The organism is Paenibacillus sp. IHB B 3415 (assembly GCF_000802655.2).
Taxonomy (GTDB): domain Bacteria; phylum Bacillota; class Bacilli; order Paenibacillales; family Paenibacillaceae; genus Paenibacillus_AQ; species Paenibacillus_AQ phytohabitans.
In genome coordinates this window covers 37,818-63,226 of sequence record NZ_JUEI01000032.1, presented here as the reverse complement: position 1 = coordinate 63,226, position 25,409 = coordinate 37,818, and the positions used below count along the sequence as shown (strand labels likewise).

Annotated in this window: 27 protein-coding genes and 1 pseudogene; 20 read left to right on the top strand and 8 right to left on the bottom strand. The window is 50.7% G+C overall.

The genetic code is table 11. The annotated features are described in order from the left end of the window. Positions 1-263 precede the first annotated feature (263 nt). The gene (gene tnpA / locus QW71_RS16310) at positions 264-662 is read left to right on the top strand and encodes an IS200/IS605 family transposase (RefSeq protein ID WP_039300403.1); all 399 of its coding nucleotides are present in this window, start codon (positions 264-266) and stop codon (positions 660-662) included. Between the two features lie 9 nt (positions 663-671). Next, positions 672-1,744 (top strand): annotated as a pseudogene (tnpB, locus tag QW71_RS37125) (IS200/IS605 family element RNA-guided endonuclease TnpB). Positions 1,745-2,131: 387 nt separating this feature from the next. On the opposite strand, the gene sda reads toward tnpB, so the two are convergent. The 4 genes from sda to QW71_RS40505 all read right to left on the bottom strand — a co-directional run bounded on the left by sda (position 2,132) and on the right by QW71_RS40505 (position 4,220). Beyond that, positions 2,132-2,311, bottom strand: a complete 180-nt coding sequence (sda, locus tag QW71_RS16300) for a sporulation histidine kinase inhibitor Sda (protein ID WP_039300400.1) — start codon at positions 2,309-2,311, stop codon at positions 2,132-2,134. 265 nt (positions 2,312-2,576) lie between these two features. Beyond that, positions 2,577-2,909: a LytTR family DNA-binding domain-containing protein gene (locus tag QW71_RS16295; protein ID WP_039300397.1), complete on the bottom strand. Its 333-nt coding sequence runs from the start codon at positions 2,907-2,909 to the stop codon at positions 2,577-2,579. A 137-nt stretch (positions 2,910-3,046) separates the two neighbouring features. Further along, on the bottom strand, positions 3,047-3,574 hold the full coding sequence (locus QW71_RS39015; RefSeq protein ID WP_160311814.1) for an accessory gene regulator ArgB-like protein: 528 nt from the start codon (positions 3,572-3,574) through the stop codon (positions 3,047-3,049). Continuing rightward, positions 3,552-4,220, bottom strand: coding sequence for a hypothetical protein (locus tag QW71_RS40505; RefSeq protein WP_039300395.1), 669 nt, complete (start codon positions 4,218-4,220; stop codon positions 3,552-3,554). The genes QW71_RS39015 and QW71_RS40505 overlap by 23 nt, the downstream gene beginning before the upstream one ends. Positions 4,221-4,350: 130 nt before the next feature. On the opposite strand from QW71_RS40505, the gene QW71_RS16285 reads away from it, so the two are divergent. Together QW71_RS16285 and QW71_RS16280 are read left to right on the top strand one after the other, a co-directional pair. Next, positions 4,351-4,869 (top strand): DinB family protein, encoded by a 519-nt coding sequence (locus QW71_RS16285; RefSeq protein ID WP_039300393.1) that lies wholly within the window; start codon positions 4,351-4,353, stop codon positions 4,867-4,869. A 31-nt stretch (positions 4,870-4,900) separates the two neighbouring features. Continuing rightward, positions 4,901-5,155 (top strand): hypothetical protein, encoded by a 255-nt coding sequence (locus tag QW71_RS16280; RefSeq protein WP_039300390.1) that lies wholly within the window; start codon positions 4,901-4,903, stop codon positions 5,153-5,155. Between the two features lie 283 nt (positions 5,156-5,438). Here the strand turns inward: QW71_RS16280 and QW71_RS16275 are convergent, their stop codons facing one another. Continuing rightward, positions 5,439-6,008, bottom strand: a complete 570-nt coding sequence (locus QW71_RS16275; protein WP_039300387.1) for a thymidine kinase — start codon at positions 6,006-6,008, stop codon at positions 5,439-5,441. Between the two features lie 181 nt (positions 6,009-6,189). Between QW71_RS16275 and QW71_RS16270 the strand changes: the two genes are divergently transcribed. The 3 genes from QW71_RS16270 to QW71_RS16260 are packed head-to-tail and all read left to right on the top strand — an operon-like array spanning position 6,190 to position 10,018. Continuing rightward, positions 6,190-6,399: a hypothetical protein gene (locus QW71_RS16270; RefSeq protein WP_039300384.1), complete on the top strand. Its 210-nt coding sequence runs from the start codon at positions 6,190-6,192 to the stop codon at positions 6,397-6,399. A gap of 18 nt (positions 6,400-6,417) precedes the next feature. Beyond that, a complete protein-coding gene (locus tag QW71_RS16265; protein ID WP_039300381.1) occupies positions 6,418-8,190 on the top strand; it encodes an ABC transporter ATP-binding protein in 1,773 nt (590 codons plus the stop codon). Continuing rightward, a complete protein-coding gene (locus QW71_RS16260; RefSeq protein ID WP_039300379.1) occupies positions 8,171-10,018 on the top strand; it encodes an ABC transporter ATP-binding protein in 1,848 nt (615 codons plus the stop codon). The genes QW71_RS16265 and QW71_RS16260 overlap by 20 nt, the downstream gene beginning before the upstream one ends. A gap of 689 nt (positions 10,019-10,707) precedes the next feature. On the opposite strand, the gene QW71_RS16255 is transcribed toward QW71_RS16260, so the two are convergent. Continuing rightward, entirely contained in the window at positions 10,708-11,013 is a 306-nt protein-coding gene (locus QW71_RS16255; RefSeq protein ID WP_039300377.1) for a DUF2627 domain-containing protein, read from the bottom strand. A 166-nt stretch (positions 11,014-11,179) separates the two neighbouring features. On the opposite strand from QW71_RS16255, the gene lpdA reads away from it, so the two are divergent. From lpdA to lipB, 5 genes are all read left to right on the top strand, one after another. Continuing rightward, positions 11,180-12,601: a dihydrolipoyl dehydrogenase gene (lpdA, locus tag QW71_RS16250; protein WP_039300373.1), complete on the top strand. Its 1,422-nt coding sequence runs from the start codon at positions 11,180-11,182 to the stop codon at positions 12,599-12,601. Between the two features lie 269 nt (positions 12,602-12,870). Beyond that, a complete protein-coding gene (locus QW71_RS16245; RefSeq protein ID WP_039300370.1) occupies positions 12,871-13,902 on the top strand; it encodes a thiamine pyrophosphate-dependent dehydrogenase E1 component subunit alpha in 1,032 nt (343 codons plus the stop codon). 3 nt (positions 13,903-13,905) lie between these two features. Beyond that, a complete protein-coding gene (locus tag QW71_RS16240; RefSeq protein WP_039300367.1) occupies positions 13,906-14,892 on the top strand; it encodes an alpha-ketoacid dehydrogenase subunit beta in 987 nt (328 codons plus the stop codon). Positions 14,893-15,274: 382 nt separating this feature from the next. Beyond that, positions 15,275-16,705: a dihydrolipoamide acetyltransferase family protein gene (locus tag QW71_RS16235; RefSeq protein ID WP_039300363.1), complete on the top strand. Its 1,431-nt coding sequence runs from the start codon at positions 15,275-15,277 to the stop codon at positions 16,703-16,705. Positions 16,706-16,781: 76 nt separating this feature from the next. Then, positions 16,782-17,483: a lipoyl(octanoyl) transferase LipB gene (gene lipB, locus QW71_RS16230; RefSeq protein ID WP_373604772.1), complete on the top strand. Its 702-nt coding sequence runs from the start codon at positions 16,782-16,784 to the stop codon at positions 17,481-17,483. Between the two features lie 73 nt (positions 17,484-17,556). On the opposite strand, the gene prli42 is transcribed toward lipB, so the two are convergent. Next, positions 17,557-17,658: a stressosome-associated protein Prli42 gene (prli42, locus tag QW71_RS39860; RefSeq protein ID WP_099052488.1), complete on the bottom strand. Its 102-nt coding sequence runs from the start codon at positions 17,656-17,658 to the stop codon at positions 17,557-17,559. Positions 17,659-17,755: 97 nt separating this feature from the next. Here prli42 and QW71_RS16225 point away from each other — a divergent pair, with 97 nt between their 5' ends. After that, positions 17,756-18,883, top strand: a complete 1,128-nt coding sequence (locus QW71_RS16225; protein WP_039300359.1) for a M20/M25/M40 family metallo-hydrolase — start codon at positions 17,756-17,758, stop codon at positions 18,881-18,883. Positions 18,884-19,034: 151 nt separating this feature from the next. On the opposite strand, the gene QW71_RS40500 is transcribed toward QW71_RS16225, so the two are convergent. Next, complete coding sequence (locus tag QW71_RS40500; protein ID WP_160311813.1) at positions 19,035-19,208, bottom strand: hypothetical protein; 174 nt, start codon at positions 19,206-19,208, stop codon at positions 19,035-19,037. A 77-nt stretch (positions 19,209-19,285) separates the two neighbouring features. Between QW71_RS40500 and QW71_RS16220 the strand changes: the two genes are divergently transcribed. From QW71_RS16220 to deoB, 7 genes are all read left to right on the top strand, one after another. Continuing rightward, positions 19,286-19,858, top strand: coding sequence for an NUDIX hydrolase (locus QW71_RS16220; RefSeq protein WP_042138703.1), 573 nt, complete (start codon positions 19,286-19,288; stop codon positions 19,856-19,858). Beyond that, complete coding sequence (locus QW71_RS16215; protein ID WP_039300356.1) at positions 19,849-21,045, top strand: endonuclease Q family protein; 1,197 nt, start codon at positions 19,849-19,851, stop codon at positions 21,043-21,045. Before QW71_RS16220 ends, QW71_RS16215 begins: the two co-directional genes overlap by 10 nt. A gap of 71 nt (positions 21,046-21,116) precedes the next feature. After that, positions 21,117-21,752 (top strand): stage II sporulation protein M, encoded by a 636-nt coding sequence (gene spoIIM, locus QW71_RS16210; RefSeq protein WP_039300353.1) that lies wholly within the window; start codon positions 21,117-21,119, stop codon positions 21,750-21,752. Between the two features lie 196 nt (positions 21,753-21,948). Next, entirely contained in the window at positions 21,949-22,416 is a 468-nt protein-coding gene (locus tag QW71_RS16205) for a Fur family transcriptional regulator (protein WP_039300350.1), read from the top strand. 264 nt (positions 22,417-22,680) lie between these two features. Further along, on the top strand, positions 22,681-22,914 hold the full coding sequence (locus tag QW71_RS16200) for a DUF4227 family protein (RefSeq protein WP_039300347.1): 234 nt from the start codon (positions 22,681-22,683) through the stop codon (positions 22,912-22,914). Positions 22,915-23,059: 145 nt separating this feature from the next. Then, positions 23,060-23,953, top strand: a complete 894-nt coding sequence (gene xerD / locus QW71_RS16195; protein WP_039300344.1) for a site-specific tyrosine recombinase XerD — start codon at positions 23,060-23,062, stop codon at positions 23,951-23,953. Positions 23,954-24,152: 199 nt separating this feature from the next. Beyond that, positions 24,153-25,331: a phosphopentomutase gene (gene deoB, locus QW71_RS16190; protein WP_039300341.1), complete on the top strand. Its 1,179-nt coding sequence runs from the start codon at positions 24,153-24,155 to the stop codon at positions 25,329-25,331. Positions 25,332-25,409 lie beyond the last annotated feature (78 nt).

The window sequence follows — 25,409 nt, the reverse complement described above, 5'->3', positions numbered from 1 at the left end:
GCAATAAGTGCTGGAAATTATGCCTCATGCAATCTTTCATCCCTTCTATTGTCAAGTTAGGTAACAAACACAAAGAATATTATATAGGAAAGATATTGAAATTGAAATTAAAAACTAAAATTTAACATTTTCATTTAGCTATCAGAATTCCCTCGCTTCTCTAAGTGGGGGATGAATGTCAGCGGTCTTTCTCATTGACAATTAAAACCCATAATATTACAATAAAATTATTCAGTCGTATAATAAAATAGGTTGTGATATCAGTGGATTTGGACACAAATAATCATTCAGTATTCTCTCTTCATTATCATCTTGTTCTAGTCGTAAAGTACCGTAGAAAAGTAATAGACGGTGAAATGTCTGATCGGTTAAAAGTGATATTTGAGTCTATTCAGATTAATTACAATATCACTTTGCAGGAATGGAATCATGATATGGATCATGTCCACATTCTTATGAAAGCTCACCCCAATAGCGATATTTCCAAGTTTCTGAACGCTTACAAAAGCGCTTCCTCTCGACTAATTAAGAAAGAATTTCCTATTATTCGTCAACAGTTATGGAAGGATTATTTTTGGTCAAGAAGTTATTGTCTACTAACGACTGGCGGTGCACCTCCTGAAGTCATCAGAAAGTATATTGATTCGCAGGGTCAGAAATGAGGGGAGCATGTGTTAAGGGCTTACAAATATCGAATTTATCCTACCCACGAACAAGAGCAGTACTTCGCTAACGTATTCGGATGCGTTCGCTTCATCTACAATAGAATGCTTGCAGATAAGATTGAGCACTACAAGCAGACGGAAACCATGCTTAAAAATACACCAGCCCAATACAAAAAGGATTTTGACTGGCTGAAAGAAGTGGATAGCCTTGCTTTAGCGAATGCCAGCTTCACTTGGACAAGGCTTATAAGAACTTCTTCCGCGATAAAAAAGTGGGATTTCCTAAATTCAAAAGTAAGAAAACAAATAACCATAGCTTCACAACCAACAATCAAAATGGAACCGTTGCGATTGAAAATGGAACGATCAAAATTCCAAAACTGAAAACTAAAATCAAAATCAAGTTGCACCGTCAACTCGCGGGACGGATCAAATCATGCACGATATCCAAAACACCAACAGGAAAATATTTTGCTGCCGTTTTGGTGGAAACGGATGTCATCCCATTGCCCAAATTAGAATCTAAGATGGGTATTGATCTTGGACTGAAAGACTTTGCTATTACTTCACATGGCGAAATCATACCTAATCCTAAATATTTGCGAAAGTCTGAAAAGCGATTAGCCAAGCTGCAAAAGGACTTGTCACGGAAGAAAAAGGGGGGCCATAACCGATATAAAGCAAGGCTAAAAGTTGCTAAGCTGCATGAAAAAATAGCGAATCAACGTAAAGATTTTTTGCACAAACTGTCCACCAAAATGATAAACGATAACCAAGTGATCGTTATGGAAGACTTGCGTGTAAAGAACATGATGCAAAATCACAAATTGGCTAAAGCCATATCCGAAGTCTCTTGGAGTATGTTTAGAGAAATGCTCACCTACAAATCTACATGGTACGGTAGAGAATTAATCATTGCTCCCAAAAATTTTGCAAGCAGTCAGCTATGTTCATGCTGTGGCTACAAAAATGCAGAGGTAAAGAACCTGGGTGTACGTCAATGGACTTGTCCTGAATGTACTACACTACATGATAGAGATGTGAACGCAGCAAAAAACTTACTTAAATTAGCAGTGTAATAATGCAAAGATTAGGCGAGGAACTAGCCTATAAGCTTGGGTAAACTTGGAGGAGTAGCTCTATTGACCAAGAAGCACCCACCTCTTAGGTGGTGTGTAGTTCACTTATCTTAAAATGACAAAAAAATATATTGCCCGGCAGGCCGGGTCAATATACTACAAAAAACTTACTTAAATTAGCAGTGTAATAATGCAAAGATTAGGCGAGGAACTAGCCTATAAGCTTGGGTAAACTTGGAGGAGTAGCTCTATTGACCAAGAAGCACCCACCTCTTAGGTGGTGTGTAGTTCACTTATCTTAAAATGACAAAAAAATATATTGCCCGGCAGGCCGGGTCAATATACTAGTATGCAGGATGGTTTTATAGGAGGGCTTGAAAATAGGGATCAGGCATCATAATGATCTGAGCCTAACAGATTTCGGCCAGAGAGGACATTTCTGATGATTTCGATAAAATCAGCTGAAGCTTTAGCTTCCAGCGCCAATTCATAGATGTTAATTAATTGTTCGTCAGACAATAGCTCAAGTGATGAGGGGCGCGGAGAAGGATGAAAATAATATTCCATTACATTCCTCCATCTGTAGTTGAGAGTGCAAGCAAACAAGTAAATTGTTTTAAAACATTACGAATCTATCAAAATGGTACCATTTGGAAGCTAATCCGTCTGCTGTCATTCGCCCTCTGAATTCATCTTTACAAAAGATGGGTAATATGGGATAATGATTGGCTTTGGTCTGGAATAAGAATTTGAATTGGATTTATCGGAGGGAAAAAAATATCCCGGCTGCCAATGGGCACCGGGAGGTGGGGATATTTCTATTCTTCTGTGATTAAGGTGTATCATTCCTCCGGGAGGCCAAAAATCTTCTGATCCGTGCTTCATTGGATTCTGATACGGTAGCAAATTGTTCTCCTTGATTGAACAGAACGATCTTCCGTTCCGGATCATAACCGTCAATATTGCCAATGTTGACTACATTACTGCGGTCAAGACGTTCAAAGCCGATGCCCCCGTATGCTGCGTATAAATCGGAAAGAGTGGTAGGGAGAACAAATTCGCCTTCTTTCGTATGGACGAATATTGTATTCTTATGGTTTGAGAAATACAATATATCCTCCTCCCGGATACTCCGGGAAGAGCCGTCGTTTAGTAAGACACGCATGTTTTCCCCATCCTTGTTTGATTACTTGCGCAATTCTTTGGGTGCTTCCGGGCTATGAAAGGCTGGCTTCATAATTGAAACAAAGAAACGTGCAGATCCGGCTAGAGCGGCTGAAACCTTTTTAGCGATAGCTTTTTTCAATGTATTCTCCTCCTTGTCCAAGGAATTACTGTTAATGATTGGACTATAAATGCCAATCCGATTACAGCTGATTGAAGGAAGAAGTTAGAGGAAACCATTAATATAGAAACCAACTTCAATAATGGAAATATAGAAGTGGGAATTCTTGCATTATTGTCCGGGTTTGGAGCAAATATAACGATAATGATCAAACTGATTATGTTAGCAATCCAAAGGGCAGAGTCTGGAAAGGTGATTAAAGAAGGCAGTAAAGTGCTTAATAAAATAGTAACAATATTACAAGCCATAGCTGTTTTTAAATGAAAACCGCCAGAGGCGAGGCGCAGTATCGAGAAACAGAATAGAAAGGTTAAGCATTCGGCATATGTTCCGGAAATAAAACCTATTATCGAAGTGCCCGCTATGATTAGCAGTGTGTTTAAAATAATGCCCAGCGAATACTGCATAACTTCGACAGAGTGGGTTTCCTCTGAATTTGCATTCTTTATTGCCATTGCAATTCTAAAGGCTAATGAATTCATCATTGGTTCGATCCTTTTTATATGATAGATATAGGTAGGCATAAAGCAAAATGCCATAAAGCATAGGCATTAGGAAAAAATACTGAGAATATCTTTGTGTTAGAATTAGCATTAATATAACGATGAATATGGCAGGCGCACTTAGAATAAAGATTTTAATTTCACGAAGGGCTATCTTTACTTTGATGTTTTGTTTGTCAGGAACAAAATCAAATCCCTTTCTACGTTTACCGATATTAAAACCAATAATGATTGTAAGTACAACAGAGATAATTTGAAGAATATACACACCAACGGTCAAAAAAGGGAATTCTATAGAGTATAAACCTGTCAATTTCATTAGAAAATAACATGTGGATTGAATGAGCATATAGGATAAATAAGTTAATCCTGTCATAATAGCAGCATAAAAAATATGAATTCGAAACAAAAGCCATAAAAAGCAGAAAGTTAACAGATATTGAATAGCCACGTCTGTAAGTATAAGCCCATAGTCGTTACGGAGAACGTAGGACACAAATGCCATAAGGGCGCCAGCGAACAAGATTTCTTTGGGATAAACATCAATCTTAAAAACCTTGAAGGCCAAATAAAACATTGCAGTTGTCTCAAGTATGGAAAATACAATATACAGCACAAAATCTAGCATGCCTACACTCCCAAATACCAAAGTAGCTAATCTTGGTGATATTATACATAATAGGATAAAATGCAACAACAGGTTTTGACACTTTCCGGCAAATATTTCTTAAAAAATGTATTTTGAGAGGAGTTTTACCATGATTGAGCGTCCAGAGCAGGGAGAATACACCGAATTCCAGTCCAGATATATTACACTGGTGCCGCCAGAGGGAGATTTAAAGGTCATTCTAAGAGAGCAGACTCAGCATGTATTGGCTTTGCTTGGCGGGCTGACGGAGCAGCAGGGTGAATACCGCTACGCCCCAGGGAAGTGGAGCATCAAAGAAGTCATCGGGCATTTGACGGATAATGACCGCATTATGTCCTACCGTCTGCTTTGTTTTGCCAGAGGAGAGCAGGCAATGCTGCCCGGATATGAAGAGAATGATTACGCCGCTGCTGGCGAATTCGACCGCTTCACCCTGCAGGAGATGATCACGCATTACCGGATCGTCCGGGAGTCCACCCTGGCGCTGCTGGATAGTCTGCCGGAGGATTCCTATACACGCAAGGGGAGCTTCGGTGGTATAGCCATGTCGGTTCGGGCGCAGGCCTGTCTGATTATCGGACATGAGCTGCATCATCTGCGGGTCCTTCATGAACGTTACTTGAACTAAAATGCTGTAATTAGGCTGGAGAGGAGCGCTTATGAGCTTGCTAAAAGGCATCTGGCATTTCTTCATTCCGAGAGAACGCACATTAGTTTATACCACGTTTGACCAGGGACAATATTTTAAGGTAAAAGGTCTTTTGACGGCGGCAGGAGTACGGCACCGCTCCAGGATTAACGGGGGAATGAAAGCAACCACCCAGCGTGCTAATTATGGAGGAAAGGCTACGGTTCAGCATGATCTGTATGTACGTAAGGAAGATGAGCACAGTGCACTGAAGGCTATTCATTAGAATAAAACACAAAAAACGCATTTTAGCCTAACATTGGCTGGAATGCGTTTTGGTGTTTTCTGCCTGTAAAATGATTAAAAGAAATAACAAAAGGCAAATTAGGATTGGAAGGGGATTTTGGAACTGTAGGAGCGATAGCGATCGCCTTTGTCTACAGATTTCAACCGTAGCAGCGGATTAAATAATAGAAATCAGGAGACAACAGCGGCCGGAAGTCCAAATATTCACTGTAATGACGACCATGCCTTCAGTAAAAACCTTTTAAGCCTTTATACATTCTTTTTTACAATGGAGGATTCTTGTGGCATTTGCGGCAGACCGGGTAATAGGCTTCATTGCCGCCAATCTGAATCTGTTTGCCGCTGTATACAGGCTTGCCGTCTTCGACCCGCAGTGCCATAGTGGCTTTCCGGGCGCAGAACCAGCAGATGGTCTTCATTTCTTCAATCTTGTCAGCGTAGATCAGCATGTACTTGCTGCCTTCGAACAGATTGTTCTGGAAATCATTTTTGAGGCCGAAGGCCATGACCGGAATGCCAAGCTCATCAACAATGCGCACGAGCTGGAGAATGCAGTCCTTAGTCAGGAACTGGCACTCATCTATCAGCACACAGTGGGGTTTCGGCAGATTGCTGCTGACAATGCTGTAGATATCCGTATTCTCGTCGATAGGGATGGCCTGCTTGCGCAGTCCGATCCGGGAAGAGATGTAACCGACTTCGTCCCGGTCGTCAAGGGATGGAGTGAAGATGAGTACCGACTTGCCCTGCTCCTCGTAATTATGTGCAACCTTGAGAATCTCAATGGATTTGCCGCTATTCATTGCCCCATACTTGAAAAACAACTGTGCCACGTCCATCTATCCTTTCGCTGTTCAGCTTGGTTAATAGTATCCGAAAAATGCGACCTCATTAGAGTATCATATTCGGGGCCGGGGTAGCCAGTGAAAAGATTGCTCCAGCGGGGATGTGATATAATGAACGCAACTATGCCTTCAGCAGGAGAATCTTGTGAACAGAGAGGAAGTTTGTCAGGTGACAGAGAAATTGGAGCAATACAAGGAACGGCTGAACCTACTTCAGGAGAAGGGGGGACTAAGCCCTGAGTCGGAGAATTTACTGGTCGAAATGCTGGCAGAAATGACGGAGCTTAACCGCAGCAATAAGGCATTGCGCCGGGTCATCCTGAAATCGGGACAAGGCTCAGCGATGTCTACCCGTCTGCGGGATGCGCTCTACGAATAAATAAATGGGGTATATCCGATGAAGCTAACCTTCTCTTATCTTAAAAAATACCGTGTCGCAGCCATTGCCGCGCTGGTAATGATGCTGATCGAACTGGCAGTAGAGCTGTCGCAGCCATTGCTGATCTCCAAAATCATTGATGAAGGCATCCGGGAAAAGGATACAGCAGTAGTCTGGCTGTGGGGCGGTGTGCTTGTGGGAAGCGCAGCAGTGGCGTTTCTTGCCGGAGTGCTCAGCTCCTTTTATGCATCGCATGCCAGCCAGGGGTTCGCGTTCGACCTGCGGGACAAGCTGTATGAGAAGGCGCAATCCTTCTCTTATGAGATCTTCAGCCGTTTCCCTACTTCGTCGCTGATTACAAGGCTTACCGGGGATGTGTCTCAGCTGCAGGATACGATATTCATGGGTCTGCGGTTCATGACCCGTATCCCGCTGGTAGTTGTGGGCAGCGTAATTATGGCACTCGTGGTGCATGTCAGACTGGGGCTGCTGCTGACGGTGACGCTGCCGTTTTTGGTGATTTTCCTCCTATGGCTGATGCGGAGAGCCTCTGTTCTGTTCCGCAATGTGCAGAACCGGCTGGATGATGTCAATGGTGTCATTCAGGAGAATCTTACCGGTATCCGCCTGATTCGTGTATTTGTGCGCATGGGTCATGAGATTGGCCGGTTTGCCTCGTTCAGCGGGAAGCTGATGCAATCGACCGTCGCCGCGCTGCGGCTGACGGAGACCTCGACACCGTTCATTATGATCATCGTGAATGCTGGAATTCTGGCTGTGTTATGGTTTGGCCGGATTGAGATTTCTTCGGGAGATGCGACGCTCGGGCAGACCGTTGCAGTCATTAACTACTCCCTGCGCACCATGGGTGCACTGTCTGCGCTGTCTTGGATCATGGTAAGCTTCTCGCGCGCCAGAGCTTCTTCCGTGCGCATCGATGAAGTGATGTCGGCAAGTGAAGGTCCGGGGGAATTGGGGATGGCGTCAGCGCAAACGGGCTCTCTGAATCAGAATCAGAATCAGAATCAGGTGCCAGCCATTAAGGGGAAGGTCGAGTTCCAGCAGGTCGGCTTCAGTTATCCCGGCAGTGAGATTAAAGTGCTGGAGGACATTTCCTTCACGGTGCAGCCTGGAGAACGTGTGGCGATTATGGGTGCAACGGGCTCAGGTAAATCCTCTCTGGTAACATTGATCCCCCGTCTGTATGAGTGTGGCAGCGGTGTCATCAGGATTGACGGGATGAAGCATACGGAGATGGGCATACAGGCACTGCGGGAATCCATTGGATATGTACCGCAGGAGGTACTGCTGTTCACCGGCTCGATCCGTGAAAATATTGCCTGGGGTAACGGACAGGCGGATCAGGCGGACATTGAGCAGGCAGCCGCAGCGGCACAGATTCATGAGACTGTTGCAGGTTTGCCAGAGGGGTACGATACCCGGCTTGGGCAACGCGGAGTCAATCTGTCCGGCGGACAGAAGCAGCGTCTGACCATCGCGCGGGCACTGGTACGCAAACCGGCGATTCTAATTCTCGATGACAGCACCAGTGCGCTTGATGCGGTGACGGAGGGGCTTTTACTGGCGGAGCTGAAGACGATGTCCTGCACAACGTTCCTCATCACCCAGAAGATCAGTTCCACTGTGTCGGCCGATCTGATTCTGCTGCTGGACGAAGGACGGCTGATTGCCCAGGGGACGCATACAGAACTGATGGATGCGTCCCCGCTGTACCGCAAAATCTATCAGTCACAGACAGGGGAGGCGCAGCATGTTCAAAGCACTCATTGAGCCGTTCCGCCATCCGAAGCTGGAGGTCGGACTGGGAGAAGGGAAGGTCTTCGGGGCAATGGGCGCCCGGAAACCGAAGGCCAAAGCCAAGAACTGGTCCGGTACACTTGGACGGATATGGAGTTACCTTGCGGAGCGCAGGGCTAAGCTGGTATTGGTACTGTTTATGGTCCTGCTCAGCTCAGGACTGTCCCTGCTTGGACCTTACCTGATCAGCCGGGCGGTGGACCATTATCTTGAAGGGGACGGGGGCAGAACCTGGGTGATTTTTCTGGTCACACTGGCGCTTGTCTATCTGCTTAATTCTCTGATCTCCTGGCTGCAGAATATCTGGATGATCGAGATTGCCCAGGAGACGGTATACCGGATGCGTACGGATCTGTTCTCTCATCTGCACCGTCTGCCGATCTCCTTCTTCAACCGCAGGCAGCAGGGGGAGATTATGAGCCGGCTAACCAATGATATTGAGAATATCAGCTCGACGCTGAACAGCTCGGCGATTCAGATTTTCTCCAGTATCCTGACGCTGGTGGGTACGGTGGGGGTAATGCTGTGGCTCAGTCCCTTGCTGACGCTGCTGACCTTCATCGTTGTGCCGCTGATGATGCTGGGCATGCGCTGGATTACCCGGCGGACCGGCCCGCTGTTCAAGGAACGGCAGCGCAATATGGGGGAACTGAACGGATATATAGAAGAAACGTTGTCCGGGCAGCGGATTATCAAAGCCTTCTCGCAGGAGGAGCGGGTCATTACCGGCTTCCGGGAGCGCAATACACGGATTATGCTGTCGGGGTATTGGGCGCAGGCGATATCCGGTTTCATTCCCAAGCTGATGAATGGTCTGAACAACCTAAGCTTTGCAATCGTTGCCGGAGTCGGGGGGCTGCTCGCCATCCGCGGACTCGTAACAGTAGGGATAATTATTGCTTTTGCCGAATATGCACGTCAATTTACACGCCCGCTGAATGATCTGGCGAACCAGTGGAACACCCTTCTGTCGGCAATTGCCGGTGCGGAGCGGGTATTCGAAGTACTCGATGAAGAAACCGAAGCCAGGGATGAGGGGGCAGCGGTAAAGCTGCAGCATGTGGAAGGAGCGGTGAAGTTCTCAGGCGTATCCTTCTCCTATGATGGAGGCGCAGATACGCTGCAGGATATTTCTTTTGAAGCTAAGCCCGGAGAGATGATTGCGCTGGTTGGACCTACTGGAGCCGGCAAAACCACCCTAATCGGCCTGCTGTCCCGCTTCTACGATCCGAGTAAAGGAAGTATTACGCTGGACGGAAGAGAGCTCTCCACGATTACGCGGGAAAGTCTGCGTAGCCAAATGGCCTTCGTACTGCAGGATTCCTTCCTGTTCAAAGGTACGATCCGCGATAATATCCGCTACGGCAGACTGGATGCATCCGATGAAGAGGTGGAGGAAGCCGCGAAGCTTGCCAATGCCCATGCCTTCATTATGAGGCTGCAGGGCGGTTATGACCGGATGCTGTCCGTAGACGGCAGCGGCATCAGCCAGGGGCAGAAGCAGTTACTTGCTATTGCCCGGGCAATTCTCGCGAATCCGTCTATGCTGGTGCTGGATGAAGCTACGAGCAGCATTGATACAGTGACCGAGATCAAGATTCAGGAAGGCCTTCAGGCGCTGATGAAAGGGCGGACGAGCTTCGTGATTGCCCACAGGCTGGGCACGATCCGGGCTGCTGACCGCATACTGGTGCTCCAGGGCGGACGCCTGATTCAGCAGGGTTCCCATGAGGAACTGCTGCGGCAGGGCGGTCTCTATAGCGAACTGGTACAGGGGAGCAAGGGGGCTGCTGCGCAGTAAGTGCTGCCGGCAAGGATGGGATAGGGAAGATCCATTGCTGAAATAGGCGGTGCAGAGAGGATGCCAAGCGGATAACCTTAATCCTGCAGTTATATTTGGCTGCTATTGCTGTTGTCGCACGAATGTCCCGATTATATCCGCTTTCTGGGCAGAGTTCTGGTAACTTATAATGAAATCCTGCACATAATACAACATTTCCCTCTTCCTACCGGCCTAAAACCAAAATTGTTGTAGAAAATGCAGGATTTCACCTTATTTAAGCGGCTTAGCCGGATTATTGTTGTATTTCCTACAACAATCTATCTGAACACCTGGCTATCTGGGTATCAAAGTTGCAAAACGTACAACATTTTTGTCTGTAGCGGCCTAATAGACAGTGCTTCCTAGGCCGGTAACGAATCAAGTATAAGAGGTTGTCGTATTCCGGCAGATTATAAGTGTAAGAGAGAGTGGGGAAATAAAGCTCTCCCGCCGCAATGCTGGCTCAAATTGGAATTTGAGCGGGAGTCTCTTAGCGCACAGCCTGTAAATTGCAAACAAGCGAGGGCACCGGTGCGGATCGGAATTTTCTCCAGCCAAGCTACATTGCAGTTGGTTTCAGAACAATTGAACGACAAAAGGGGATGCCTCAGCAGCCATTTCAATCCTGGCTTGGGACATCCCCTGCTTATTAGTGTTATTGATTATTGTTAGGGTGTGGCATTGGTGGGCGGGGGCTGCTGCGCTTTCTGTTTCTCTCTGAACCGTGGTCCTACGTAGTTCTTCTTGCGGTCCCGGGTCAGAATCCAGCCGCCGAGGAAGCTCATTCCGGCCAGGAACAGCAGTAATCCTCCGCCAAAATGCAGCCAGGCGAAATCCGGAGTGACGGAATCGTCGCCATGCATGGAGATAAAGTTGAAAATATCATCTTTCATCATCAGGAAGCCCTTCATGGCCAGAAGGCCGGGGATCACCAGGATAAGGATGGCAATGAAGCGTGAAATGAGCAGTTTCATAATCGTCCCTCCTCTTCGCAGCCGTTTGAATTCACCCCTATGATAACGCTTCAATTGGCAAAAGTCCATGGATACATGACGTTTATAAGTTTTGTAATAGAATCAAAAGAGAGTACAATATAATAGGTTAAATGAACTTTAGAGGAATGACTGGAGGATACATATCATGACAATTACCTGTGACGTGGCGATACTTGGTGGAGGTACCGGTGGTTATGTGGCGGCGATCCGCGCCGCGCAGCTCGGCAAATCCGTCGTCGTCATCGAAATGGACAAGCTGGGCGGAACCTGCCTGCACCGCGGCTGCATTCCCAGCAAATCACTGCTGCGCAGTGCCGAGGTATTTGCTGAAATCAAGGAGAGCGAAAGCTACGGTATAGAGACAACTGGCGTAGAGCTGGTGTTTCCCAAAGTGCAGCTGCGTAAGGAAGCGGTAGTGGAGCAGCTCCATCAGGGTGTGCAGTATTTGATGCGCAAGAATAAAATTCAGATTCTCAAAGGTAAAGGCCGGATCATCGGCCCGTCTATCTTCTCTCCGCGAAGCGGTGCAGTTGCCGTGGAGCTGGAGGATGGCGAGATGGAGACCGTAGTCTCCACCAATCTCATCATTGCTACCGGATCACGTCCGCGTATACTGCCTGGCCTCACGCCTGACGGCAAGGTGATTCTGAGCAGTGAAGAAGCGCTGACGCTCGAAGAGCTTCCGGCTTCGATTATTATTGTGGGCGGCGGGGTTATCGGCGTGGAATGGGCTTCGATGCTAGCCGATTTCGGTGTGCAGGTCACTGTAGTTGAGGCCGCCGGCCAGCTGCTGCCGCAGGAAGATGAAGAGGTTGCCCGTGAACTGCTGCGTCTGCTTAAGAAACGTGGAGTCAAAGTGTTGACGGGGACTACCGTGGATGCAGAGACCTGTAACCTATCGGAATCCGGAATTACGATTGAAGCCCGTAAGGGTGAGCAGAGTCAGAGCCTGTCGGCAGAGAAGCTGCTGGTATCCGTCGGGCGCGTAGCGAATATCGAGAATATCGGCCTGGAAAATACAGATATCCGCTTCGACAAAGGTGTCATCGGAGTGAATGCCAGCATGCAGACGGGGGAGCCGCATATCTACGCTATTGGCGACTGCATCGGCGGACTGCAGCTGGCACATGCGGCCAGCCATGAAGGCATCCGTGCCGTCAATCACCTGGCGGGCGAAACGCTCCATCCGTATGAAGCCCATCTTGTTCCCCGCTGCGTCTATACGCGGCCGGAAGTGGCAAGTGTCGGTTATACCGAGAAGGAAGCGAAGGCGCTGGGACATGAGACTGTAACCGGCAAATTCCCGTTCTCCGCTATCGGCAAAGCGATTGTCTACGGCATGAAGGACGGCTTCGTAAAAGTGGTCGCCGACTCGAAGAGCGGGGATATCCTCGGCGTGCAGATGATTGGCCCGCATGTGACGGACCTGATCGGTGAAGCGGCATTGGCACAGATTCTGGATGCAACACCCTGGGAGGTTGGCGAGGCGGTCCATGCCCATCCGACACTTTCGGAGATCATCGGTGAAGCGATGCTGGCGGTGGATGGAAGAGCAATCGGATTCTAGGATACGATGAAGGGGCTAAAGTGAATGCCGGACGGAGCTGAGGGCGCTTGATGCGCCTAAACAGCTCCATAGCGGCATTTCTTGGCTTTTCTTTTTGTATGGAAAGGGATTATAATGAACTTAGAATGAATTTAGTACTTGGTTTTAAGATCAGGGCATATACTTTGTTAAGTCATGCTTAACAAAGTTAGCGAACGCTTCCGGAGCCGGGTTGAACGACCTGAATTCAGGAAGCTATGCTTACAAAACTTTTAGGAGGTACCTCTTATATGGAATCCCAAGGTACTGTAGAAACCGTTAACCGACATAAACAGCTTGGACTCAGCGACGGCCAGGTTATCGATATGTACAGATTTATGCAGCTCGGGCGCAAATACGATGAGCGCAGTCTGCTGCTTCAGCGCGCAGGCAAGATCAACTTCCATGTGTCCGGCATCGGACAGGAAGCGGCGCAGGTCGCGGCGGCTTTTGCGCTGGACCGGGAGAATGATTATTTCCTCCCGTATTACCGTGATTATGCTTTCGTGCTGACGGTAGGAATGACCACGCGTGAGCTGATGCTGTCCGTATTCGCCAAGGCGGAAGATCCGAATAGCGGCGGCCGGCAAATGCCGGGCCACTTCGGGAGCAAACGCCTGCGTATCGTAACGGGATCAAGTCCGGTTACGACCCAGGTTCCGCATGCTGTAGGCTTTGCGCTGGCGGCCAAGATGCAGAAGAAAAAGTTTGTTTCCTTTGTTACGTTCGGTGAAGGCTCCAGTAACCAGGGGGATTTTCATGAAGCGTGTAACTTCGCCGGTGTGAATAAGCTGCCGGTTATCATCTTCTGCCAGAACAACCAGTATGCGATCTCCATTCCTGCCCACAAGCAGCTTGGAGGCAAGGTTAGTGACCGCGCCCTCGGCTATGGCTTCCCGGGGGTCCGGGTGGACGGCAATGATCCGCTTGAGGTCTACCGTGTGGTCAAAGAGGCGCGGGAGCGTGCGCTCGCCGGAGAAGGACCCACCCTGATTGAAGCGATGATGTACCGCCTGTCGCCGCATTCCACCTCGGATAATGATCTGGCTTACCGGACCAAGGAAGAGGTTGACGAGAACTGGAAAAAGGACGGCATCGCCGCGTTCCGCACATACCTGACCGGACTGGGTCTGTGGAGTGACGAGCAGGAGCGTGATCTGGTTGCCGAATATAATCTTGAATTGAAAGAGGCCATAACCTACGCCGAAAATGCACCGTTCCCGAAACCGGAAGATACGCTGCTGCATGTGTACGATGAATCCGGCCTCAAGGGAGGAGCATAAGCCATGGCGATGATGGAATATATCGATGCAATCCGGCTGGCAATGAAGGAAGAGATGGAGCGCGATGATTCGGTGTTCGTGCTGGGTGAGGATGTCGGCGTGAAGGGCGGCGTATTCACGACTACCAAAGGACTGCAGGAGCAGTTCGGCGCAGAGCGCGTGCTTGATACACCGCTTGCGGAGTCAGCGATTGCCGGTGTGGCGATCGGAGCTGCGATGTACGGTATGAAGCCAATCGCCGAAATGCAGTACTCGGATTTCATGCTGCCGGCTACGAACCAGATTATCAGCGAGGCGGCCAAAATCCGCTACCGCTCCAATAACGACTGGAACTGTCCGGTGGTAATCCGCGCGCCTATCGGCGGCGGGATCTTCGGCGGATTGTACCACTCTCAGTGTCCGGAATCGATCTTCTTCGGTACTCCGGGACTGAAGATTGTAGCCCCTTACTCGGCTGCCGATGCCAAGGGACTGCTGAAAGCTGCTGTCCGTGACCCTGATCCGGTGCTGTTCTTCGAGAACAAGAAATGCTACAAGCTGATCAAGGAAGATGTGCCGGAGGGCGACTACATTGTGCCGATCGGTGAAGCGAATCTGCTGCGTGAAGGCAGCGATATTACGGTGATCGGGTATAGCCTGCCGCTGCATTTTGCGATGCAGGCAGCGGAAGAGCTGGAGCGCGAGCAGGGCATTACCGCGCATATTCTGGATCTGCGCACCCTGCAGCCGCTGGACCGCGAGGCGATTATTGCCGCTGTCCGCCAGACCGGCAAGGTGCTGATTGTCCACGAGGACAACAAGACCGGAGGCATTGGCGGCGAAGTGGCAGCGATTATTGCTGAACACTGCCTGTTTGATCTGGATGCGCCAATCTTCCGCCTGTGCGGACCTGATGTGCCGGCGATGCCAATCTCCCCGCCGATGGAGAAGTTCTTCATGCTGAGCAAGGACAAATTAAAGGCTGAGATGCTGCGTTTGGCGCAGTACTGATATATGTGAACAACAGGTGAGGTATTTAGGCTCAGCCTGTAATGTACATTGGGCATGAATGTTGCAATTATTGCAGCTTAGATTCGAAATTAGCGGTGGGTTGGGCAGATTGCTGTATGAAATACAACAATTTGCACGCTTATCGGCTTGGATAAAGAGAAATGCTGCCTTTTGTACAACTTTTTTGATGTTTGACCGATTTAAGTGGTGAAATGTTGTATTTTGGGCAGGATTTCGTGGCTACATGCTTCCGAAGCCAGTTTTGTACGAAGCTGCTTCAGGAAGCTTGTGCTTACAAAACATAAGCGTATGCTTTCGAAGCCAGTTTTGTCGAAGCTAACTCAGGAAGCCTATTGCTTACAAAACTTTAAGGAGTGACATTATGTCTGACAATACAAAGCTGACGGATGTAATCATGCCGCAGCTGGCAGAATCGCTGGTATCCGCGACGATCGGGAAATGGCTGAAGCAGCCGGGCGATACGATCGAGCAATATGAGCCGATCTGTGAGCTGATTACGGATAAGGTAAATGCTGAGCTGCCGGCTACCGTAGACGGTACGCTGGTGGAGCTGCTCGCCGAAGAAGGCCAGACGGTCAGCGTCGGCGAGATTATCGCCCGTATCGCAGTTGCCGGTGCAGCAGCCCCTGCGGCATCCGCAGCGGCCACGTCCCCGGTAGCTGCCGCTGCGGGACCTGCAAATTCCGCTGCACCTGCGGCACCCGGCGCCGCGCCGCAGCCTGCCCACGCCTCCGTCCGGCCGTCTGTGCCGGCTGCGGCTTTTGACGCGGATGCTCCGATGCGCTCCCGTTACTCTCCGGCTGTGCAGACGCTGGCCGCCGAGCACGGCATCAACCTTGCGGCCGTGCCGGGCACCGGCCTGGGCGGACGCATCACACGCAAGGATGTGCTCGCGTTCCTGGAGAGCGGCGCAGCTGCAGCCCAGCCAGCAGCTACGGCACCCGCCGCTGCCCCTGAAGCGTTGCAGCAGCCTGCGCTGCAGGCCATTCAGGAAGAAGTGCGCGGAGAACCTCAGCATCTGCGTCATTCCGGTCTGCACTTAAGCGAGTCGCCGAAGATTCCAACGATCGAAGTGGAAGGCGGACGGGGCAGCAGCTCGGAATATCTGATCGACGTTACGCCGATCCGCAATACGATCGCGACCCGTATGCGCCAGAGCGTCTCGGAGATTCCGCATGCCTGGACAATGATTGAGGTCGATGTGACCCATCTTGTCGTGCTGCGCAACAAGCTGAAGGATGAGTTCAAGCGCAAAGAGGGTATTAACCTGACCTATCTGGCCTTTTTGATGAAGGCGGTTGTCAGTGCAATCAAGGATTATCCGATTATGAACTCCGTCTGGGCCGTTGACAAAATCATCGTCAAACGCGATATCAACATCTCGCTTGCCGTAGGTACAGAGGATTCCGTAATGACACCGGTCATCAAAAAAGCCGATCAGAAGAACATCGCCGGGCTGGCCCGCGAGATCGACGAACTGGCGCTGAAGACTCGTGAAGGCAAGCTGCGGCTGGAAGATATGCAGGGCGGCACGTTCACGGTTAACAACACCGGCTCGTTCGGCTCGATTCTGTCCTACCCGATTATTAACTATCCGCAGGCGGCGATTCTAACCTTTGAATCTATCGTGAAAAAACCAGTGGTCATCAATGATATGATCGCCGTCCGCTCGATGGCCAATATCTGCCTGTCGCTGGATCACCGGATTCTGGATGGAGTCATCAGCGGGCGTTTCCTGCAGCGCGTGAAGGATAATGTGGAAGGTTATACGCCGGACACCAAGCTGTACTAATGCTTTAATAAGGCAGCTGCGGAACCCTGTGACAGGGAGAATATGAAGCAAAGGGGACCTTATGACCATGGACAACCTGAACTTAAGTAAACTGGAAGTTTCCTATCTCCCGCTGATGGAATACGGCGCGGCCTGGGAGCTGCAAAAGGAAGCGGTGCAGGGGATTGACGCGGGCACCGCTTCCGAGCGGCTGATCCTTCTGCAGCATCCGCCAACCTATACCATCGGTTCACAGAATCATCCGGAGCATCTGCTCCTTAGCGTGGAACAGCTGGGGAAACAAGGGATTGCGCTGTTTGAAATCGACCGCGGAGGAGATATTACATATCACGGACCGGGCCAGCTTGTAGGTTATCCCCTCCTGAAGCTTGGCGAAGACGGCAAGGTCGATCTGCACGGATATCTGCGCAGGCTGGAGGCCGTTATTATTGCCTTTCTGGCTTCATACGGGATAACAGGAACCCGCAAGCAGGGATATACGGGCGTATGGGTCGGCGATGAGAAGATTTGTGCGATCGGCGTCAAATTCAACAAGAGTAAATTCCGCAGAGGTTTTATTACCAGCCACGGCTTCGCGTTCAACATCTCAGCCGGAATCAGCCAAAGCGGCTTCTCGGGAATCATACCCTGCGGCATTGCCGAGTACGGAGTCACTTCACTTGAGGAATGCACCGGACGTTCCTTTGCCATAGAGACCGTTGCGTCAGAGCTGGTGCCTTATTTCTTGCAGCAGTTTCCGTATGAAGCGGTTGCCGGGGCTGTAAGTGCTGCAGAATAATGAATGCTGAATCCAGGCAACGTCAAACAGCGCCCGGAGAACCCGGACGCTGTTATTCAAGTACTAAACGTGACTAACCGGCCATAAACGGCTCGATGACAAAGAGCACCGTAGAGGCGATCATAGCGATCAGCATAATGTAGATAATGATGCGGAACCATTTTTTCTGTTGCATGAGTGACTCCTTTGAGATTAGTTTAAGTTAAGAACGTAGGCGTTAGACAACGCAGTACAACCATTGTAACGTATCCGCGAAAGAGAGGGAAGTCCAAGTGATATCACAAGACCGGTTGATCAATGAATTCATGGAGCTTGTCCGTATTGATAGTGAAACCAGAAATGAACGGCGGATTGCCGATGTGCTTAAGGAGAAATTCAGCAGTCTGGGCCTGACAGCGGTTGAAGATGATTCTCAGGAGAGAACGGGACACGGGGCGGGCAATCTGTTCGTAACCTGGCCTGCAGACAGCGGGGTGAGCGCGCCTAAGCTGCTGTTCACCTGCCATATGGACACGGTGGTTCCAGGGCAGAATATTAAGCCTACGCTGGGGGCAGACGGCTGGATTACCAGCGACGGCAGCACAATTCTCGGAGCGGATGACAAAGCGGGACTTGCCGCCTTGTTCGAAGCGATTCGGGTAATTCAGGAGCAGAAGCTTCCGCACGGGCAGATTCAGTTTGTCATTACGGCAGGCGAAGAGTCCGGGCTGATGGGCGCACGCGCAATGGACCCGGCACATCTGGATGCCGATCTTGGCTTCGCGCTCGATTCCAATGGTGAAGTAGGAGCGATTGCCATTGCTGCGCCGACACAGGCGCGGGTAACGATGCAGATCTTCGGCAAATCTGCTCATGCAGGAGTTAATCCGGAGGATGGGATCAGTGCGATTCAAGTAGCCAGCAAAGCGATTTCGGCGATGAAGCTTGGACGGATCGATAATGAAACGACAGCGAATATCGGCAAATTTGCCGGCGGCGGCCCGACCAATGTGGTCTGCGACCATGTGCAGCTGGATGCGGAAGCCCGCAGTATTGTCCAGGAGAAGGTAGAACTGCAGATTGCCTCTATGCGTGAAGCCTTGGAGACAACCGCACGTGACAACGGCGCACAGAGTGAATTCCGCAGTGAAATCATTTATCCGGCGTTCAGCTTTAATGAGCATGATCCGGTGGTACAGCTGGCAGACCGCGCGATTACTTCACTGGGACTGACTACCCGGCTGTTCGCTTCCGGAGGCGGCAGTGATGCCAATGTGTTCAACGGCCTGAAGGTTCCTACTGTGAATCTGGCTGTCGGCTATGAGGATATCCACACAACGAAGGAACGGATCAAAGCCGAAGATATCGTCAAAGTAGCCAGCCTGGTTGTTGCCATTGTGGCCGAGAGCCAAAAAGGCTGATTTCAAAAACTGCGCAGATGCCTGCCGGTAATGGGGCCGGCTGCGCTTAAATGTAACAAGAAGGAGCTGTTCCGGAATTCACCGGGAGACAGCTCCTTCTTGTTACTCGGTGAAGCTAATCTTCCTCACGGATATCCGGAAAGAAGCGGCATTATCCTGCCTTGGAAGCTGTGATCCGCGTTTCCGCCTGGAGCAGCAGGATGTAGGATAGGGGCATATCACGCCCGTACTGCTTCATCCACCCGGCCATTACGGCCTTGATCTGCTCCGGTTTACCTACCATTGTAACTGCGGATGAGCTTGCTCGGACAAGACAATCATTCATGCCTGCATTCCTTCTTTCCTTTTAAGTTTGCTATAATACACCCTATGCATAACCATGCCAAAGGAGACCACAAATCTATGAAAAACGATGAAATCAACCGCAACCCCGCATTGGATGAAGAAACATTGTCGACGAAGCCGATCTTTACTGGCAACATTATTTCGCTGCAGGTAGATACGGTGAAGCTGCCTGACGGCAATACAGCAACCCGTGAGGTGGTGAAGCATCCGGGGGCCGTAGCTGTGCTGGCGCTGAATAACGGTAAAATGCTTGTTGTGGAACAGTATCGCCAGCCGATGCACCGTACTGAAGTGGAGATACCGGCAGGCAAGCTGGATAAAGGCGAGGATCCGCTGGCGGCTGCGGGCCGTGAGCTTCAGGAGGAGACCGGATTTCACAGCGGCGGGCTGAAGCTGCTGAAGTCCTTCTATACCTCTCCCGGCTTCGCCGATGAGATCATTCACCTCTATGTGACAGAAGATGCCCAGCCGGGTGAGATGGCGCTGGATGAGGATGAATTCCTGGAGGTTTCCGAGCTGACGCTGGAGGAAGCGTACCAGTATATCGCAGATGGACGTATTGCCGATGCCAAGACCATGATGGCTGTCTATGCCTGGCATCTGTATACGCTGACTGGGCAATGGCACTAGTGTCCACGCTGCAGAGCGTTTACTGCGACCTGCATGTGCATATCGGGCGGACTTCGGAGGGACAGGCTGTCAAAATCAGCGGCAGCCGCGAGCTCACCTTCGCCGGGATTGCCAAAGAGGCGGCGGAGCGCAAGGGGATTGGCCTGATCGGCATCATCGACAGCCACTCCCCGGGGGTGCTGCGGGATATTCATGCGGCGCTGGATTCCGGTGAGATGACGATGGCGGAAGGCGGAGGTATTGCCTACAGGGGGACTACGATCATCCTGGGAACCGAGATTGAGATCCGTGAGCCCGGGCGGAAAGAATGCCATGTCCTGGCCTTTATGCCGGACCTGGGGACCATGGAAGAGTTCAGCAGCTGGATGAGCGCCCATATGCGCAATGTGAATCTCAGCTCCCAGCGCCTGTATGCACCCTCCCGGGTGCTGCAGGACGAGATTACCGGACGGGGAGGCTTGCTGATTCCCGCACATATTTTCACCCCGCACAAAGGGCTATACGGCTGTGCAGCGGAGCGGATGGCTGAATTATTCGACCTGGAACGGATTGCTGCGGTGGAGCTTGGACTCAGTGCGGATTCGGAAATGGCCGGATATATTTCAGAGCTTGACCCCTACAGCTTCCTGACTAATTCCGACGCCCATTCCCTGGGTAAAATCGGCCGTGAGTATAATGTGATCGAGCTGCAGCGGCCTTCCTTCCATGAGCTGAAGCTGGCGCTGGAACGCTCGGAGGGACGCCGGATTAGTGCCAACTTCGGGCTGAATCCCCGGCTGGGGAAATACCACCGCACATATTGCGGCGGCTGCGGCAGCATTATCGATGAGGCGTATGCGACTTCAGAGCGCTGTCCGTATTGCGGCAGCCCGAAGCTGGTGAAAGGTGTGCTGGACCGTATTCTCGATATTGCTGACCGTGAGCAGCCGCTGGTTCCGGCGTACCGTCCGCCGTACCATTATCAGGTGCCTCTGGAGTTTATTCCGGGACTTGGCAAGCGCAAGCTGAATGATCTGCTGCAGGCGTTTGGCACAGAGATGAATATATTGCACAAGGCGGGTGAAGCCGAGCTTGCTGCTGTTGCCGGACAAGAGCTAGCAGAGCTGATCGTACTGGCCCGTACTGGCAAGCTTGCGCTCTCTTCAGGAGGCGGAGGGACGTACGGCAAGGTCATTAAGGGTAAGTAACCAAGGACAAGTCATAGAGCGGGACATTCCTTCATATGGTGTAACATGTGACCGGAAAGGAGAATGTCCTGATGCGCAGTTTAAGGCTGATGATGAAGGAACAGACGCCTCTTTATATTTTTGTCGCGGTATTATTCCTGGTCGGGGTCGTATTTGGAGCGCTCATTGTCAGTGCGTTAACGCTGGATCAGCAGCAGGAGCTGGGGGATTATCTGGGTAATTTCTTCATGACCGTTGATCAGCAGGGACTGCCTGCCGCGCAGGATTCGTATTGGGGGATTGCCGCATTCAATCTCAAATGGGTTGGACTGATCTGGATCCTCGGCTTGTCGGTTATCGGACTTCCGGGGATTCTGATTCTTGATTTCCTCAAAGGCGTGCTAATTGGCTTCACCGTCGGCAGTCTGGTCAGCCAGTATTCCTGGCATGGCATGCTGTTTGCCCTGGTCTCTGTAGCCCCGCATAATCTGGTGCTGATTCCGGTACTGCTCGTATGCAGCGCGGCCGCGATTGCTTTCTCCCTGCTGATGATCCGCAGCCGGGTGCTGGGACAACAGCGGCGTACCAAGGTGACCCGGCCTTTTGTAATGTATACCCTGCTGTCACTCGGCATGGCCCTGCTGGTTATGGGGATCTCCGGATTTGAAGCCTGGGTGACCCCGGTGATGATGCGGTGGGTGACGCCGATGCTGGTGTCAGCCGGATGAGCGTGGAATCTTCAGGAAGCAGCAGCCTGTACTGAGAACCTGTGGTGGAATGAATTTCCATTCCGGCACATCCTTGAACGTCGGGGTCCCACCTCCGCGTAAGCTAAAAGCGTTTGACTTCTCAAAGTAACTCCCCCTATAATGGAAGAAGTGGCTTGAAGCCCGGTGCGGTAATTTTCCAAGGGGGAGGCAGACAATGGAAGCCCGGATAGACAAGATTAAGCAACAACTACAATCCCAAGGATACAAGCTTACACCTCAACGGGAAGCGACCTTAAGAGTTCTCCTGGAGAACGAGGATGATCATTTAAGCGCTGAAGATGTATTCATGCTGGTGAAAGAAAAGGCTCCGGAGATCGGTCTCGCCACCGTATATCGTACCCTGGAACTGCTCAGCGAGCTTCATGTCGTGGAGAAGATTAATTTCGGAGACGGTGTTGCCCGTTATGATCTGCGGACGGATACAGCGAAACATCATCATCATCATCTGATTTGTGTACAATGCGGAACCATGGATGAAATTCGTGAGGATTGGCTGGGTCCGCTGGAAGAGCGTCTTGAGAAGGATTATAATTTTACGGTGCTTGATCATAGACTTGATTTCCACGGAATTTGCCACCGCTGCAAGGATAAGAATCCTACAGACGGCAATACTCCCGAATAAGCTAATATAGAGCATGAACTCTTATACAGATGAGGAATTACCGCACAAGCTCTCCCCGGCTGAATGGCCGGAGGGGGCTTTTTAAATGATTATTCAAAGAGCAATACATAACACCACCCTCCGGCGCATAAAGTGAAGGACGAGTTCTGCGAAGTGGAATAGTGAAGCAGATGCGGCCAAAACTTAAGTGAATGCTTTCGAAGCGAGTTTTGCGAAGCAGAACCATGAAGCAGATGCTGCCATAACTTTTAGGAGGTTGTCCGGATGATTGTCTCCATTCCCAAAACCGTACGCCGGCTGTATTTCATGACCTTGCTCGTTGCGATCAGCTGTGTACTGTACTATGTCCTAAGCTGGGTCAGTGCCTGGATCAGCCCCGCTCAGAATTATGATATTCCGGAGGGCACAGCCATCCGGGCATTTCATGATGTGAAGCAAAGCGATGAAGGGCTGAGTGCAGGTCAGCGCCTGCGGTTCTACTATTGGTACGGGGAGTGAGCGCTCCGCCGGTTGCAGGAAAAAGCTAGAAGCCTGTCGAATGAATCTAGAGCATGTAAGGGACGCCCCGCGTTCTGACTGCTGCCGGATCCCAACCGCTGCAGAGCGGCATGAAGCAGCCTGAGTATGACAGGAGCGTGAATAGATGAAGTCACACTTGCAGCCGTTTATGCAGTATTTGTCCGGGGACAAAGGATTGTCTCCTAGTACGCTGGAATCCTATGGACGGGATATTTCGCAGTTTCTGCAGTTTACCGAAGAACGCGGCACGGCTGCGATGGAAGAAATCAGAAGATCACATATTATGCTCTACCTCGGCGCTCTGCGCGGAGCGGGCAAGGCAACGGCAACAGTCAACCGGAATACGGTATCGCTGCGCGCCTATTTTCATTTTTTGCTGAAAGAACGGTTGATCGGGCAAGACCCGACACTGGATATGGAAACGATTAAACCGAGCAAGAAACCGCCGATGATTCTTAGTATTGAAGAAATTGAACGCCTGCTGGCCGTCCCAGATGAATCTGCTCCCCAGGGGATGCGCGATAAGGCGATGCTTGAGCTGCTCTATGCTACGGGTATCCGTGTTACGGAGCTAATCTCGCTGAATGTGGAGGACGTGAACACCGGGCTGAAGTTCGCCCGCTGCAGCGGCGCTTCCGGCAAGGAAAGAGTGGTGCCGCTGGGTACGATTGCTGCGGATTGTGTGGCCCGTTATACCGCCGGTATGCGGGACAAGCTGCTCCGGGTGAACCTGGAGGAGCCGGCGCTGTTCCTTAACAGTCTGGGCGGACGGCTGACCCGTCAGGGCTTTTGGAAAATAATAAAGAAATATGCGCGTGAAGCCGACATCCAGCAGGACATCACACCGCATACCCTGCGGCATTCCTTCGCCGCTCATCTGCTGGAAGGCGGGGCAGACCTGCGCTCTGTGCAGCAGATGCTGGGCCATTCCGATATTTCGACCACTCAGATTTATAGCGGAATCGCCCGCAAGAATATGAAGGAAGTCTATGAGAATCACCATCCCCGGGCGAGGTAGCCTGTATTCAGAGGTATGGTGTAACCGTGGGTAGAACGGGTAATGGGTTGGATTGGCCCGAAAAGATGCTTTTTGTGAGTAAGAAAGTTATGATGGAATCATACTGAAAGGATAGCTCCCGGGAGAGGTTCTCCCGGAGTTTCTTCCTGTTTTGAGCAGACCTTACGATTATGCAAACTACGAAGGAGTGAAGACGGCAATGTCCTCATTTAAACGCATCGGATTTATTGTTCTGGATAGTGTAGGTATCGGTGAAGCGCCGGATGCCGCTAATTTTGGAGATACAGGCTCCCATACGCTGGGTCATATTCTGGAGCGGGTTCCGGGTCTTAAGCTTCCTAATCTGCAGCAGCTGGGACTTGCGAATATTGCTCCGCTGCCGCCGCTTGAACCGGTAGCTGCCCCAACAGGCTATTACGGCAAAATGCAGGAGGTTTCAGTAGGCAAGGATACGATGACCGGCCACTGGGAGCTGATGGGCCTGAAGATTGAGGTTCCTTTTAATACTTATTTTGACGGATTCCCCGCAGAGCTGATTGAGAAGTTCGAAGCGGCAACCGGACGCAAGGTGATTGGCAACAAACCGGCTTCCGGCACGGAGATTCTCGTAGAATATGGCGAAGAGCAGATGAAGACCGGCGCATGGATTGTGTATACTTCGGCAGATAGCGTATTCCAGCTTGCCGCGCATGAAGATATCATTCCTCTGGAAGAGCTGTACAGCGCCTGCCGGATCGCCCGCGAGCTGACGATGGCTCCCGAATTCTCCGTAGGCCGTGTCATCGCCCGTCCTTATATCGGTGAACCGGGGAATTTCGTGCGTACCCCGAACCGTCATGACTACGCGGTGAAGCCGCCGGAGCCGACCGTTATGAACGCTCTGGAGGACATCGGCAAAGACGTGATTGCGGTAGGTAAAATCAATGATATCTTCACTGGCGAAGGGGTGACGGCTACGTACCCTACGAAGAGCAATGAGCACGGTATCCAGATCACCATTGATGAGCTGCGCAAGCCGTTCAACGGATTCCTGTTCACCAATCTCGTTGATTTCGATTCCCTGTACGGCCACCGCCGTGATCCGGAAGGCTACGGCCGGGCGCTGGAGGTATTTGATCAGGCGCTGCCTGAGCTGCTCTCCACCCTGGATGAAGATGATCTGCTGATCATCTCGGCGGACCACGGCAATGACCCGATCCATGCCGGAACGGATCATACCCGTGAATATGTGCCGCTCCTGATCTACAGCCCGCGATTCAAGACTCCGGGCAGCCTGGGCATCCGCCAGACCTTCTCTGACGTTGCCGCTACTATCGCTGATAATTTCGGAGCGAAGGCACCGCAGTACGGAACGAGCTTTTTGTCTGAATTAATTTAATTTAAATAATAAATCAAGATGAACTGAAGGATATAACTAAAAGCGAGAAGAATCGAAGGGGAAATTTGGAACTGTAGG

Coding starts and splice junctions, on each gene's coding strand:
- sda (WP_039300400.1), bottom strand. CDS start 2,311: ATGGAATATTATTTTCATCCTTCTCCGCGCCCCTCATCACTTGAGCTA.
- QW71_RS16295 (WP_039300397.1), bottom strand. CDS start 2,909: ATGCGTGTCTTACTAAACGACGGCTCTTCCCGGAGTATCCGGGAGGAG.
- QW71_RS39015 (WP_160311814.1), bottom strand. CDS start 3,574: ATGATGAATTCATTAGCCTTTAGAATTGCAATGGCAATAAAGAATGCA.
- QW71_RS40505 (WP_039300395.1), bottom strand. CDS start 4,220: ATGCTAGATTTTGTGCTGTATATTGTATTTTCCATACTTGAGACAACT.
- QW71_RS16285 (WP_039300393.1), top strand. CDS start 4,351: ATGATTGAGCGTCCAGAGCAGGGAGAATACACCGAATTCCAGTCCAGA.
- QW71_RS16280 (WP_039300390.1), top strand. CDS start 4,901: ATGAGCTTGCTAAAAGGCATCTGGCATTTCTTCATTCCGAGAGAACGC.
- QW71_RS16265 (WP_039300381.1), top strand. CDS start 6,418: ATGAAGCTAACCTTCTCTTATCTTAAAAAATACCGTGTCGCAGCCATT.
- QW71_RS16260 (WP_039300379.1), top strand. CDS start 8,171: ATGTTCAAAGCACTCATTGAGCCGTTCCGCCATCCGAAGCTGGAGGTC.
- QW71_RS16255 (WP_039300377.1), bottom strand. CDS start 11,013: ATGAAACTGCTCATTTCACGCTTCATTGCCATCCTTATCCTGGTGATC.
- lpdA (WP_039300373.1), top strand. CDS start 11,180: ATGACAATTACCTGTGACGTGGCGATACTTGGTGGAGGTACCGGTGGT.
- QW71_RS16245 (WP_039300370.1), top strand. CDS start 12,871: ATGGAATCCCAAGGTACTGTAGAAACCGTTAACCGACATAAACAGCTT.
- QW71_RS16240 (WP_039300367.1), top strand. CDS start 13,906: ATGGCGATGATGGAATATATCGATGCAATCCGGCTGGCAATGAAGGAA.
- QW71_RS16235 (WP_039300363.1), top strand. CDS start 15,275: ATGTCTGACAATACAAAGCTGACGGATGTAATCATGCCGCAGCTGGCA.
- prli42 (WP_099052488.1), bottom strand. CDS start 17,658: ATGCAACAGAAAAAATGGTTCCGCATCATTATCTACATTATGCTGATC.
- QW71_RS40500 (WP_160311813.1), bottom strand. CDS start 19,208: ATGAATGATTGTCTTGTCCGAGCAAGCTCATCCGCAGTTACAATGGTA.
- QW71_RS16220 (WP_042138703.1), top strand. CDS start 19,286: ATGAAAAACGATGAAATCAACCGCAACCCCGCATTGGATGAAGAAACA.
- QW71_RS16215 (WP_039300356.1), top strand. CDS start 19,849: ATGGCACTAGTGTCCACGCTGCAGAGCGTTTACTGCGACCTGCATGTG.
- spoIIM (WP_039300353.1), top strand. CDS start 21,117: ATGCGCAGTTTAAGGCTGATGATGAAGGAACAGACGCCTCTTTATATT.
- QW71_RS16205 (WP_039300350.1), top strand. CDS start 21,949: ATGGAAGCCCGGATAGACAAGATTAAGCAACAACTACAATCCCAAGGA.
- QW71_RS16200 (WP_039300347.1), top strand. CDS start 22,681: ATGATTGTCTCCATTCCCAAAACCGTACGCCGGCTGTATTTCATGACC.
- xerD (WP_039300344.1), top strand. CDS start 23,060: ATGAAGTCACACTTGCAGCCGTTTATGCAGTATTTGTCCGGGGACAAA.
- deoB (WP_039300341.1), top strand. CDS start 24,153: ATGTCCTCATTTAAACGCATCGGATTTATTGTTCTGGATAGTGTAGGT.